General features: G+C 48.9%; 15 protein-coding genes and 1 pseudogene. 8 read left to right on the forward strand and 8 right to left on the reverse strand.

What is annotated here, in order from left to right:
• The first annotated feature begins 119 nt into the window (after nt 1-119).
• From nirB to cobA, 3 genes are read left to right on the forward strand one after another with little or no spacing between them, the layout of a single operon-like run.
• Nucleotides 120-2,549 carry a nitrite reductase large subunit NirB gene (nirB, locus tag VK70_RS08665; RefSeq protein ID WP_267885652.1) on the forward strand — a complete coding sequence of 810 codons (2,430 nt, stop codon included), beginning with the start codon at nt 120-122 and terminating at the stop codon, nt 2,547-2,549.
• Nucleotides 2,550-2,572: 23 nt separating this feature from the next.
• Nucleotides 2,573-2,884 carry a nitrite reductase small subunit NirD gene (gene nirD, locus VK70_RS08670; protein ID WP_025698977.1) on the forward strand — a complete coding sequence of 104 codons (312 nt, stop codon included), beginning with the start codon at nt 2,573-2,575 and terminating at the stop codon, nt 2,882-2,884.
• Between the two features lie 43 nt (nt 2,885-2,927).
• Entirely contained in the window at nt 2,928-3,695 is a 768-nt protein-coding gene (gene cobA, locus VK70_RS08675) for a uroporphyrinogen-III C-methyltransferase (RefSeq protein ID WP_046723150.1), read from the forward strand.
• Nucleotides 3,696-3,806: 111 nt separating this feature from the next.
• Here cobA and VK70_RS08680 read toward each other — a convergent pair whose 3' ends face one another.
• Nucleotides 3,807-4,574: a hypothetical protein gene (locus VK70_RS08680; RefSeq protein WP_025694370.1), complete on the reverse strand. Its 768-nt coding sequence runs from the start codon at nt 4,572-4,574 to the stop codon at nt 3,807-3,809.
• A 298-nt stretch (nt 4,575-4,872) separates the two neighbouring features.
• Here VK70_RS08680 and VK70_RS08685 point away from each other — a divergent pair, with 298 nt between their 5' ends.
• Complete coding sequence (locus VK70_RS08685) at nt 4,873-5,121, forward strand: hypothetical protein (protein ID WP_046723152.1); 249 nt, start codon at nt 4,873-4,875, stop codon at nt 5,119-5,121.
• Here the strand turns inward: VK70_RS08685 and VK70_RS08690 are convergent.
• Nucleotides 5,118-5,786, reverse strand: a complete 669-nt coding sequence (locus VK70_RS08690) for an SOS response-associated peptidase (RefSeq protein WP_046723153.1) — start codon at nt 5,784-5,786, stop codon at nt 5,118-5,120. The genes VK70_RS08685 and VK70_RS08690 overlap by 4 nt on opposite strands.
• Before the next feature lie 531 nt (nt 5,787-6,317).
• Between VK70_RS08690 and VK70_RS08695 the strand changes: the two genes are divergently transcribed.
• The 3 genes and pseudogenes from VK70_RS08695 (at nt 6,318) to VK70_RS27095 (ending at nt 8,303) form a co-directional block, all read left to right on the forward strand.
• Nucleotides 6,318-6,524: a CCE_0567 family metalloprotein gene (locus VK70_RS08695; protein ID WP_025693920.1), complete on the forward strand. Its 207-nt coding sequence runs from the start codon at nt 6,318-6,320 to the stop codon at nt 6,522-6,524.
• A gap of 154 nt (nt 6,525-6,678) precedes the next feature.
• Nucleotides 6,679-6,915 carry a hypothetical protein gene (locus VK70_RS28260; RefSeq protein ID WP_158454057.1) on the forward strand — a complete coding sequence of 79 codons (237 nt, stop codon included), beginning with the start codon at nt 6,679-6,681 and terminating at the stop codon, nt 6,913-6,915.
• Between the two features lie 624 nt (nt 6,916-7,539).
• Nucleotides 7,540-8,303: pseudogene (locus tag VK70_RS27095) on the forward strand (IS5 family transposase).
• Here the strand turns inward: VK70_RS27095 and VK70_RS08710 are convergent.
• From VK70_RS08710 to VK70_RS28265, 4 genes are all read right to left on the reverse strand, one after another.
• A complete protein-coding gene (locus VK70_RS08710) occupies nt 8,234-9,424 on the reverse strand; it encodes a site-specific integrase (protein WP_025693917.1) in 1,191 nt (396 codons plus the stop codon). The pseudogene VK70_RS27095 and the gene VK70_RS08710 overlap by 70 nt on opposite strands.
• On the reverse strand, nt 9,425-9,655 hold the full coding sequence (locus tag VK70_RS08715; RefSeq protein WP_025693916.1) for a hypothetical protein: 231 nt from the start codon (nt 9,653-9,655) through the stop codon (nt 9,425-9,427).
• A 164-nt stretch (nt 9,656-9,819) separates the two neighbouring features.
• The gene (gene dinD / locus VK70_RS08720; protein ID WP_025693915.1) at nt 9,820-10,656 is read right to left on the reverse strand and encodes a DNA damage-inducible protein D; all 837 of its coding nucleotides are present in this window, start codon (nt 10,654-10,656) and stop codon (nt 9,820-9,822) included.
• Nucleotides 10,657-11,257: 601 nt separating this feature from the next.
• Complete coding sequence (locus VK70_RS28265; protein ID WP_155986855.1) at nt 11,258-11,395, reverse strand: hypothetical protein; 138 nt, start codon at nt 11,393-11,395, stop codon at nt 11,258-11,260.
• A 72-nt stretch (nt 11,396-11,467) separates the two neighbouring features.
• Here VK70_RS28265 and VK70_RS08725 point away from each other — a divergent pair, with 72 nt between their 5' ends.
• On the forward strand, nt 11,468-11,794 hold the full coding sequence (locus VK70_RS08725; protein ID WP_025693914.1) for a hypothetical protein: 327 nt from the start codon (nt 11,468-11,470) through the stop codon (nt 11,792-11,794).
• A 137-nt stretch (nt 11,795-11,931) separates the two neighbouring features.
• Here VK70_RS08725 and VK70_RS08730 read toward each other — a convergent pair whose 3' ends face one another.
• Together VK70_RS08730 and VK70_RS28270 are read right to left on the reverse strand one after the other, a co-directional pair.
• Nucleotides 11,932-12,153, reverse strand: a complete 222-nt coding sequence (locus VK70_RS08730) for a helix-turn-helix domain-containing protein (RefSeq protein WP_025693913.1) — start codon at nt 12,151-12,153, stop codon at nt 11,932-11,934.
• Nucleotides 12,154-12,304: 151 nt separating this feature from the next.
• Nucleotides 12,305-12,481: a hypothetical protein gene (locus tag VK70_RS28270; RefSeq protein WP_155986854.1), complete on the reverse strand. Its 177-nt coding sequence runs from the start codon at nt 12,479-12,481 to the stop codon at nt 12,305-12,307.
• Between the last annotated feature and the right edge of the window lie 110 nt (nt 12,482-12,591).

Raw genomic sequence — 12,591 nt, forward strand, 5'->3', positions numbered from 1 at the left:
AAGAAAAAGCGGCAATGGCGCCTGCTTGCATGTTTGGTTTGAGGGATGCTTTCTCTTGTGCCGGCGTGAAGCGGGCTTTTTGTGTTTCCTGTGTTTTCCATCGAGAGGAGAGAGATAAATTGACATTATCCCGTAAAAAACTGGTGCTCGTAGGCAATGGCATGGCAGGTGTACGCGCAATTGAACATCTGCTGAAACTGGCTCCCGATGCGTATGAAATTACGATTTTCGGCGCCGAGCCGCATCCGAACTACAACCGGATTATGCTTTCCTCCGTTCTTGCTGGGGGAACTGATCTGTCCGAAATCGTAATTAACGATTATGAGTGGTACCGCAGCCATAATATTACCTTATATACAGGCCACAAGATCGAGAGTATCGATACCGTGAATAATAAGGTGCGTTCCGACCTCGGGGTTGAGACTGTGTATGATGAACTGATCCTGGCCACCGGCTCCGATCCGTTCATGCTTCCTCTTCCGGGCGCGGATAAAGAAGGCGTTATCGCTTTCCGCGATATCAAGGACTGCCAGATCATGATGGAAACCTCCAAAACGTATAAAAAAGCTCTTGTCATCGGCGGGGGACTGCTTGGACTGGAAGCGGCACGCGGATTGCTGCATCTGGGGATGGAAGTATCCGTCGTGCACATCCATCACTATATCATGGAAAGACAGCTTGACCAGGAAGCGGCGGTTATGCTGCAAAGAGAGCTGGAAGCTCAAGGCATGAAATTTCTGCTAAGTAAGCAGTCGGAGGCCATTCTTGGCAAAAAGCGGGTCAAAAGCCTGCTCTTCGCCGACGGCAGTTCAGCAGAAGCCGATTTGATCGTGATGGCGGTCGGAATCCGGCCAAATACCGCGCTTGCGCAAAAAAGCGGCATTGCCGTAGGTCGCGGCATCGTCGTTAATGATTATATGGAAACTAATATTCCGGGTGTCTACGCCATCGGGGAATGCGCGGAGCATCGGGGGATCGCTTACGGTCTTGTCGCCCCGCTGTATGAGCAGGGGGCTGTTCTCGCCAAACGGCTGGCGGACGTCCAGGGGCAGGGCTACGAAGGCTCTGTAACCTCCACGAAGCTGAAAGTGTCAGGCGTGGATGTCTTCTCCGCAGGACAGTATGATGAACCTGCCGGGTCGCGTGCGCTTCGCTACCAGGATGAGATCGGCGGAGTCTATAAGAAACTAGTTATCAGCGAGGACAAGCTGATCGGCGCGGTGCTGTTCGGCGACACGGCCGACGGCGCGCAGCTCTTTTCCCTGATCAAGAGCGGCGAATCGATCCAGGGCAAAGAAAGATCTCTGCTGCTCGGGCTCCCGGACGACGCACTGAAAGCTTCTCCGTCCGCCCGGCTGGAGGCGATGGCGGATGATGAAATCATCTGCGGCTGCAACGGCGTGTCCAAGGGGGCGATTGCGGAAGCCATTACTGTCGGCGGCTGCACAAGCGTAGGGCAAATTAAGGCATGCACCAAAGCGTCGGCATCGTGCGGAGGCTGCAAGCCGCTGGTGGAAGGACTGCTGGAGCTGTATGCGGGCGATGCGGCGGTCAAGGTCAAGGAAGGCATCTGCGGCTGTACGACGCTTGGGCGCGACGAAATCGTAGCCGAGATCAAACGAATGGAGCTCAAGACGGTCAAGGAAGTTATGAATGTGCTGGAATGGAGCACTGAGGAAGGCTGTTCGAAATGCCGCCCTTCCCTGAACTATTATCTCGGTATGCTGTGGCCGGAAGAATATGTGGACGAGAAAGAATCACGGATTACGAACGAACGCTATCACGCCAATATTCAGAAGGACGGCACCTTTTCCGTCGTTCCCCGGATATACGGCGGCGTAACTTCCCCGGGCGAGCTGAAAAAGATTGCCGAGGTCGCCGAGAAGTTCGACGTTCCGATGGTGAAGTTTACTGGGGGACAAAGGCTGGATCTTCTAGGCGTCAAGAAAGAAGATCTTCCAAAAATTTGGGAAGAGCTCGACATGCCTTCAGGCCATGCCTACGGCAAAACGCTGCGCACGGTCAAGACCTGCGTCGGATCAACGTTCTGCCGGTTCGGCACCCAGGATTCTATCGCCATGGGCATCCGGCTGGAGAAAGAGTTCGAGCGGCTGAATACACCGGCCAAGGTTAAGCTTGCCGTGTCCGGTTGTCCCCGCAACTGTGCGGAAGCAACGATCAAGGATTTCGGCGTTGTCGCAATTGATGGCGGCTGGGAGCTTCATGTCGGCGGCAACGGCGGCGTGCATGTTCGGGCAACGGATCTGCTGTGCGTCGTGAAGACGGAGGACGAGGTTGTCGAATGGGCGAGCGCGTTCCTTCAATACTATCGCGAAAATGCCAGCTGGAACGAGCGAACCTCCAATTGGGTGGAGCGGGTTGGACTTGACAGTATCAAGGCGGCGCTTGATAACCGAGAAGACAGGTTGGCGCTGGGGCAAAGAATCCAGACGGCGCTCAGCGTGACCACTGACCCGTGGAAGCAAATCGTGGCGGAAAGGGAGCTCCGCAAAAATTTCGAGCCGATCTCTCCAATTGAGACGGCATAACAGGAGGGCTAACGGATATGACGATGACCAAAATGCATATCGGCAACGTAGCGGATATTGACCACAAGGGTTCGCGGACACTAAAAGTAAATGGCCTGGAAATCGCCTTGTTCCGCCTGTCGGATGGAGAGGTGCTGGCAGTAGAGAATAAATGCCCGCATAAAGGCGGCACGCTGTCGGAAGGGATGGTCTGCGGCAGCAAGGTTCACTGTCCGCTGCATGACTGGCGCATCGATCTTCATACCGGCAAGGTTGAGGAGCCGGACACGGGATGCGTCCCCACCTTTGAGGTTGAGGTAGACCCGGCCACAGGAGCCGTTTATCTGACGGTCTAAGCTGGAGGATTATTCCAACTCGGTTAGGGAGGGAGAAAAGCGTATGAAGACCGGAAGCATCTCCATTGTCGGAGCGGGGCCGGGAGACCCGGAATTGATCACAGTAAAGGCGGTGCGCCGCATCCGGGAAGCTGATGTCGTGCTGTATGACAGACTTGTGTCGGAGGAACTGCTGGACTATGCGAGGCAGGGTGCGCGTCTCATTTACTGCGGCAAAGCGCCGGGGCAGCACTCCATGTCCCAGGAGCAAATTGAGCATGTGATGATTCACCATGCCCGTCAAGGCCACAAGGTCGTCAGGTTGAAGGGAGGCGATCCGTTCGTCTTCGGCAGGGGCGGGGAAGAGGCGTTGGCCGCTGCCGAAGCCGGAATCGCCTGGGAAGTGGTGCCGGGCGTTACTTCCGCAGTCGGCGCTGCGGCTGCCGCAGGCATTCCGCTTACGCACCGCGGCGTCGCCGCTTCCTTTGCCGTTGTGACCGGCAGCCGCTGCGGGGATCATAAGGCGCCTGTGGACTGGAAGCATCTTGCCCGCAGCGTGGATACGATAGCCGTTTATATGGGTGTCGGCCGGCTTGGACAAATCCGGGAGGAGCTTCTGCGCCATGGCAAGGAAAGCTCGACGCCGGTGGCGCTGATCGAGAACGGAACGACAAGCCGGCAGCGGACGATCACAGGAACGCTGGACAATATCGAACAGCTGGCATCCGCGTTCCGGATCGGCAATCCGGCGATGATTATCATTGGGGAAGTCGTGAAGGTGAAAGAGCAGCTGATGAAATGGGCATCGGCTGCTAGTGAACAAATCGGATAACGTCCAGTCTCTGAATAAGTTGTTTCAGTTTGGCCGCAGGGGTTAATGTATACACAAGAACCCCCTTTTTATAGATCTTTGGCTCCGCCTACTGGCGGAGTTTTTTTCATTTTAAGTCACCTTCACGAACCGTTTCGCGAATTGATCGCGGTAGTCTTTCGTGAAAAAGGGACCGCTGATCTGGTCTCTCCACTGCTGCTCGCTCTTGATACTATCCAGATCGGCATTATAAAATTTCTCAATCGAACCTTTGGTCAGCGAGACCGAATAGGTCTTCCCTTGATACGGCAGAGTGATGTCGATAGAAGCCATGCCCGGATATTGATGGAACAGCCGCGTCGATTCTTCCATTAAAATAGCATTAACAGCGTCAACAGAGCTGAACACGTTCGTGTAGTCGGATGAGGTAAGCTTTTCGCTTGGATTGGCCTTTTTGTATTCCGCGAAGCTGTTAAAGAAGTGAATCTCAATATTATCCGTTCCGATGCCAACGTCCCTTATAAATGGAAAGCCCTTCAACTGCCGCGTATACGCCAGCACTTCCTGTTTCGGCAGAGGTACTTGGTCCGCAGAAATCGGTTGACTTGGCGCAGCAGATGGCTGAGCGGTCGCTGCCGGAGTATTCATAGCAGGCGATGCTGACGCTGGCGATTCGCTCGGCGTTGCGGAATTTTCGGCCGAAACGCTGGGTTCCGGAGCCGTAGAAGGAGTGACCGCAGCTTCCGGTGAAGGTTCCTGCGAACCGGCTGACATGGGCGACGCCGAGTGCAAGGCCGTCTGAGTTGTCTGCTTCCCGTTGTCAACCACTTTGATGATCCCCAAGGCAATGATGACGATAAGTACCCAGAACCACCATCTGGTGTAGATGGGTTTTTTCATATTCATAACCTCCTTGGCGCTAATGTTGGTGCTACTTTCAGTTTAGCAGAATTGACGCGCAAGGTTAAATTGGGGTAGCTTGAAAAAGACATATTATACCAGGGGGAGATCGTTATTTTGGATCAGACGATTTACTGGATCGGCGGATCGACCTGTGCCGGAAAAAGTACAATAGCCAAAAGGTATGCGGAGAAGCATGGGCTGGATCTATATGCTTGTGATGAGCATCTGGAAAATCACTTGAAGAACATAACCGCCCGGAACCAGCCTGCTATGCATAAAATTTCGAGGATGAGTTATGATCCCTACCGAACCGTTCCAGCGTCATCATTACAGCCAGCGAATCTGGATACAGGATATACTTAACTCCACGGATGACCCGGCGGCGGCTTTTGATAATTGGATGCACAGGGATGCAAGATTTGCTGATTTTGTAAAAAAAGAGGCCCAAGATTTAAATCTTCATATATTTAAAGTGGACGGAAGCAAAGACCTGCAAGCAACCTTTAACCGGATCGAGGAATACTTCGGCTCTGCTGAAGCTTAAGCTTCATCTATCAAATCCTTTGAATCATTACGCACGTTGCCGACCTTCGTTGAGACGGGATAAGCTTTCATTTTCTCGGCACCGAACGGCTTCAGTAATTTGGCAAGGATGTCTATATCATGAATGCTCCGCTCCAGCCACAGACCGACGTCTTCCGGACGGAGAATTACCGGCATCCGGTTATGGATCTCCGCTGTCAGATCATTCGGTTCCGTGGTGATGATGGCGCAGGTGGCGAGCTTTTTTCCATCCGTATCTACCCAAATATCATAAATTCCAGCCAGCGAAAAAATACCGCCGTCACGCATCAGAATCCGCATCGGCTGCTTGCTCCCCCCGCGATTGCGCCATTCATAGAATCCGTCTGCCGGAATTACACAGCGCCGCGAGGACAGAAGCCGTCTGAACGAAGGTTTGTCCGTCAGCGTCTCGGCCCGGATATTGATCATTTTGCCACCGGACTTGTCGTCCTTCGCCCAGGAAGGAACAAGGCCCCAGCGCAGCTGTCCGATGCGGTTACCGGCGCCGCTGCCGATTACGGCAGGGATATACTGCATAGGCGCGGCATTATATTTTGGAGCGTAATTCACGATCGTCACGTCCTGGGTGTAATATTGCAGCATAAGCTCATCCATTGTTACCGTTATCGTATAGCGTCCGCACATCTTCAGCACCCCTGAGCAAGGTTTGTCATAATAATAAGACAAGTCTCTCCTATGTTCAACGGCGATACTTTCGTTTCCTCTTGCTTGGCCCGATCTGTCTTTTCACTTTGCCGGATTCATCTGTTTCGATGATATACAGCTCTCTTACGCTAGCCGAGAGAATAAACCACTCTTTATGGGCTTCAGCTTCATTCAAGGGCCCGATTATTCTTTTTCCTCTATAACAAATAAAAAACACTCCGGCACCTGGAAATTGATCTGGTTACTTCATATGTATATTCTAGTATTCCGCAAGGAATTTATATGTAAAAATCCACATAGTTTCGACTAAAAATATCCATATTCTTTTTTTTGATTCAGATGAGATAAGTTTAGGGGAAAAGTATTATGTGATGGTAAAAGAAAATAGTTAGTTTAGAAGAGTGTTGTAACATTTATTACATTAAAATTATTATTAAAATGATATAAGTATCATATATAACAAAAATGGGCTGAGCAAGCTAAGACGGCTCAAATTAGGAGGAGAAACGTATGGAGCCAATCGTTAAGCTGAAAGAAGAAATTAAAGAATTGAACAGTGCGGCCATCAGCTTGCAGAACCAGCTTCACGATCTGGCGGAAGGCTTGCCGCTGCATCTGGAAGAACTCCCCGAATTGGCGCATCGAACCTTTGAGACTTTTTCTGAACTGGCAGCCAAGAGACAGGAATTGAAGAGTCTGAAATCGCAGCAAGTTTGAGATTGCATGACATAGAAATCTAATAGGATGTTAGTTGATGCAGGAGCTTATCCAACTGCCGTGAACGGGTGATGGATAGGTTCTTTTTTTATGCGCAAAAGCCGGGTCACAGGGAACTTTGTCTACATACACTATCAAAAAAAGGGTGAAAGAGTTGGATAATAGGAAGCTTCGAAAGCTGGTGTACTCTGCTTCAAGATTCGTCACCGATAAGGCGTGGCAGCACGAGAACCGGAATCTAATCAAGGAACCGGCCAATCCGGATATATCCAGTCAGGCCAGGTCGCTGCTGGATCATCTGTACGCTATGCGGGGGAAAGGGATTTTTACCGGACAGCATGCCAATGGAAGCCGGGAAATACCATTATGTCAAATTGGAATACTTCAATAATGGTGATCCCGAGGCTGTAGTGCAGTTGTTATGGTCAAGCTACGGCCAGACAAAGGAAGTGATTCCGCAGTCCCGGTTATATTCCAAGTAAGCGAAGAGCATTGCTGTTGGAAGCGGTGCTTTTTTTGTTGCAGGGCTTGCTGCCGGAGAGGTTTGTCGCATACATATTATTCCAATTGTTGTGCAGTCAACAAAATGTCAACAAGTCCGAGAACTCAGTGAGGATAGCTTGGGTGAAATAAGTGGAAAACCTTGCTGGACAAAGGCTTTAACCAAAAAAATTCGGGGCCCTCTTTCGAGAGCCCCTTTCATGGGAGAGGAGTAGAATGAGAAAAATTGAACTTCTTTTGAATATTGAAACCCTTGGTACATTGGGCTTTTATTGATTAAGGGAGAGGGGAGGTAGTGCTGTTTTTTGGTCGTTTTTGCGAATTTGGCACCCAGTTAGCACCCAATATAGCACCCAGTTATGCTTTGCGTTTTGTGGGCCTAACCATGTCGTCAAATACATCGGCAGCAGCCTTGTCCACTGATTCAAAAATATGGCCGTAAATCTCAAGCATTTTTGTATTAGAGCGTGTACGCAAACTATACAAACGGTAGAAATCTAGTAAAATAAGGAACATGAGAAGAAGATACGAGTTAACAGATGAAGAATGGAATATCCTTGAACCCCTCTTGCCCCCGGCTAGAAAAAAGCAAGGAGGCCGTCCCCCTAAAGATCGGCGTCAGATGCTCAATGCAGTCCTTTGGGTAGCCCGAACGGGAGCGCCGTGGCGAGATTTACCGAGTTACTATGGTCCATGGTCTTCTGCCTACAGCTTTTTCTGGCGGCTTCAAAAAGCAAACATTTGGGAAGAAATCCTGAAGCATGTCTCCATCGAACCGGATTGGGATCAGGTCATGATCGATGCCACTATCGTCCGCGTCCATCAACATGGAGCGGGCGCAAAAGGGGGCAGGACCGACAAGCCATCGGTCGTTCGCGCGGAGGATTAACCACCAAAATTCATGCGATGGTGGATGCGCTGGGCTATCCCTTGCGCTTCGAGCTGACACCGGGGCAAGACCACGATTCCGTCACTGGCTATCGTCTGCTTCATGAACTGGATTTCTGCCCGGGCGAAGTGTTAGCTGATCGCGCCTACGACACCAATGCCATTCTGGAACTTTTGCAAAGCCGGGCGATCGCTGCGGTTATTCCAAGTAAGCGCAATCGTCGGGTAAAACGCCCGTTAGATTCTGAAACGTATAAAGAACGACACTTAATCGAATGCTTTTTCAATAAAGTCAAAAACTATCGACGCCTGGCTACTCGCTATGAAAAAACTGCGAATATGTTTAAGGCTTTTTTGACCCTGCTTTCGATTCGTTTATGGCTCAAATAGGTTTGCGTACAGGCCCTAGTATGTCCTGCGCGTTTAGCAATTGCGCTGGAATGTATTTTTTTATAAATCATCCAAGAGATTGAGGTATGCCGAAGATCGTGAAGGCGAATGGCCTTAAGGTTATGCTTTCGGTGAAACATTATCCAGCGTTTAGTGAGGCGCTCTGGATCCGAAGGAAAACCAGTAGTCCTGCAGAACAAGAACTCCCAATCCTTCGCAATCCATTTATCACCTAACTGCAGCTTCATTTTAGCCCACTCTAATCTGTATGCCTTTAATTCATCAATAACAGAAGCGGGAATAGCGATTACTCGTCTCGAGTTTTTATTCTTCGGTCCCTTAATAACTGGCGCTCCATCTTTGTACATAGTTACGGTTTGTTTTATATTAATCGTTCCGTTTACAAGATCAATATTCCTCCAATCGAGGCCAGCTATTTCAGAACGCCTCATTCCAGTAGTCACGGCTAAAATTATTTGAATTCTAATATGGATAGGTTCATCTTCTAAAGCATCGAATAGGTACTGTATTTCCTTTTCGTCATATACCTCCATTTCTTTAACATCATCCTCAGGAGGTTTCTTAACTCCGATCATGGGGTTGTCCTTCAATACGCCCCACTCAACAGCTTTAGAGAATATGCTGCGAAGTACTCTGTAGTTGTATACGATTGTTGCAGAACCAGGTATTTCTCCATCCTTAATGATTGCTTCTGGTGTCTTGAGATAATCAAGATAATCAAGTATGTGAAGTGTCTTAATCTTATCCATATGCTTCCCTTTGAAGTAAGGAAGAATCCTAGCTTCACAATGGAATCTATAACTGATTTTTGTTTTTTCTGCGAGCTTAGGTTCTACAAATTTATTATTCCAAATCTCATAAAACTGATCTAAGGTAAGTTTCTCCGGACGTATATAGCTACCAGACTCAACCTCCATTTTGAACTTTACTAATTCCTCATCCAGATGGTTCTGCAGCCGGCGGGGAGCGCGCAGCAGCTCAGGATCTTCCACACGAATTGTTTTGCGGTCAAAATCTCGTTCGCCTTGAGCATCGTACCCTAATTCAACGGTTAGGCGCCAAGAGTTTCTTCCACGCTTTTCTATGCTGCCTTTTGCCATCTATGACCGACCTCCATCTAAATCATTATTATAATGACGTGGTTGGGGATTGAATTTATAAAATAATTCATTATAAACTCGGTTAGCTGCTTTGATTGCTTCTTCTGAAGGCTGGTTTAGAGCTGTAGCTGTCACTTTATATTCACCGTAGTTATATCTGCTGACCTTTTGCCCCAATTCGTTATAGCTGATTTGAAAATTGGTGATTTTTTCATCAGGCCCTTTACACATAATTTGCACCGTCCTTCATATTAGGTTCTTCTTAGCTTGTTGTAGCGTTTTTTCTGCAGAGGGGTCTATTTATACCTCCCAGCAGAGTTAGGGTGAATTTCCTCAGTAGAACGTCACGCGGGATGGCTTAGAATTGATGTCAGGGGCAGACTCCATCAGTTTGTTCAATCTCCTTCTGGTAGGAGGCCATTGTCCTTTTGCAATCGCCGTTCCACCTTCTTGACATCTTCATGTACAGGCAGATCCTCTGGCATCGTGCCACCAAGCTCTTTGATCGTTTGCCGTACCTTGGCGCCTACATCATAATGCGCTCGGTTGGCGTTGTCTCTGCCTTGGATCTCCTCTCGGCGTATTTTCTCTTCGGCCTGTGTTGCCCGGAAGAGGTTGGCGGCCAATTCGGTGCTGCCCATGTGGTCGAGGATCTTCTGAGATTTCTTCAACCCTTTACGGCTATGAATACCCTTAGCGTCCAGTCCACCGTACAGTCCTTTGTATCCGTGATTTTGGAACACTGCGAAATCCAGTGTAGTGAGCACACCAGCCTGGTAGGCTGCATCTGCAAGCTGTGTGTTATGCTTCCTCAGCTCGTCCCGCAGCATGACGCGACGCTCGTCTTCGGTGGCTTGCTCGAATACTTCCTGCTTGCGGGTCTGGACGGCAAAGTATGTCTGGCCGAGGGCGACGATCTCTTTAGATGGATCGGCGTTTTGAATGATGAGGTAGCAGGCATAGCGTGAAAGGCGATAATCACGAATGGAACGACGGGCGTTGGAGCCGATCTCGACCATTTCGTTGGACTCAACAAAATGGTCCTCCGCTTCTTGTCCGCTATTGTTACAGGCAATTATCGCCTTCTTCACGGCTTTCTCAAAATTGCGGAAATCTGAGTAATCTAAGATTCGAGCGAGAATACGGCCAGTCCAGTATTGATTGCCATTCTCATCTTCTTGGCGTGCTTCTTCAAACGGGGTTTCGTGTTCGTTGGTTGGCTTATTCGTCATTATAATTCAGCTCCTTGATGGGATAATAGATGATGATTAGGTCAAACTCTTTAATATGACTCCTGAGATTCAGGGCAACTTGTAGCTGACCTCAGAATTGAAGCAAGTGGATGGCACATGGCTTCTGACTTATTGGTGCCCTGCGGTGAAAGGTCTTACTTGAGTTTCGTGTGCAGGGGTACGCAAAACTATGTTAGGAGTTTCATCCGCCCGGAGGACAAAACCATTTTCACCAACCGTTGGTAAAAACTTTATTCTCAGTAGAGCAACCTTAGCTTTCCTTCACCGAGTGACGGAAACCCTTCTCTCGGCTGATTGAGGATTTTTGTACGGGCTCTATACGAAACTCCTGTTTTGATCACCGCGTGAACGTAACTATTTGGGAGGCCTTACTAAGCGGCGTATAGTTTTCATATAATTTTGCCGAAGCTCGGCAATAATTTCTGTTAAAGCACTTATGACCTTTGCCAGAGTTTTTGCCACTCGGCAGCAAAAACTCTATTCATTCACTTTTCAGCGCCGGGCGCTGAAAATCATTCCTTAGTTTAGCCGGCTGTTGTCTTACATGCTTCAGCATAATGTCACGAGACGGTGTTGTAAGTTATGCGCCGTGCTTTTTCAAGACGGTGTTGACGTTCGGTTCGATTGCATTGATTATGAGTTCTATATGATCACCGGGTATGGGAACAAATACAATGTCGAATTTAGGGCGTTCTTTGGCCTTTCTTGCTTTTTTCATGAGTTTGCTGCTCCTTTGATTGCAGGATTTATCTTTCAAGTATCGAATTAATGGTGCTGGGAGGTGAACAGGGTGGATGAAGTGGAAAAGGGTTTGTACGACTGGATTGACTCTCTGAAGACTGAGCACGACAAAATAATGGAGCTCGCTAATGAAAAGTGCATCGAAATCGCAGTTTTAGAAGGACGTAGGAAAGTTGCAAGTGCAGCCGTTGATGAAATTAAAGATGATGTTTTACGTGAAAAATTTTATAACAAGTTCATCAGAGATGTGAGTGAAGCGATTGATAAAGCTTCAGATGAACTAATTGATTTGCGCGCGGCAAGAAAAGAATTAAAGACCCATTTAAGTGCTATTGAGTCCGCAATGAAAAGTAGTTCCTACAGCAAAGCACCTTAACCGGTGCTTTTTCTATACTCGGCAAAGCGATTAATAATCAATAACTCTTACTTGAACGGGGTTTCTGTCAACATGATGCATACAGCTGAATGCTGCACTAACCTCGGCCATGACAAAACCTTAGTTGCGTTCTGACCTTATCGTTCTCGCTTTACCTCTGATTCCTCAGTTTTTCCTTCCAGCCACTCAATGAACACGGCTCGTGATACAAACAGCCGCCGGCCTACCCGGGCAGCATGGAGATCCTCAGAATTCAGCAGCTCATACACCTGCCTCTGTCCGATTCCCAAGAACTTCTGAATATCTGTAGCGGAGAGTACGGGCGGCAGCAGTTCCTCTGCCTCGTAATGTCTAGCCACGGCGGAGCCACTAGAGCTGTACCGGTAGAAATGGAAGAAGGATCCTCTGCAGTCCGGATGTTCACCGTCACCTCAATTTTCATCTCCTTCAGCTCCTGCAGAGCAGTGAGCAGCAGATCGGCAGCCGGCGACTTGCTTGCGGGTTCATTACTCATCGGCCGTCCACATTAATGTACTTGTCCAGAACCTCATCCAGATTGGTACTGATTACCCCATGCTGGTCCAGGACCTTATGTATTGCTCCCCGTGCCAGCTGTTTAACAATGGCGTTCGATTGCTCCGGCGTACCGACCTGGAAAAAGTGAAGGCTATAACGTTTCTTCTTCATGGCATGAGCTCCTCTCGGATTTTCTATTGTTTTGACTGTGAAATCTAGTGGGGTGGATGGGATATGTACTTGCCCGAAATGAGGGTGAAAGGCAGCTGTATGGGGCTTAT

It is taken from the genome of Paenibacillus durus ATCC 35681, assembly GCF_000993825.1.
Taxonomy (GTDB): Bacteria; Bacillota; Bacilli; order Paenibacillales; family Paenibacillaceae; genus Paenibacillus_AQ; species Paenibacillus_AQ durus_B.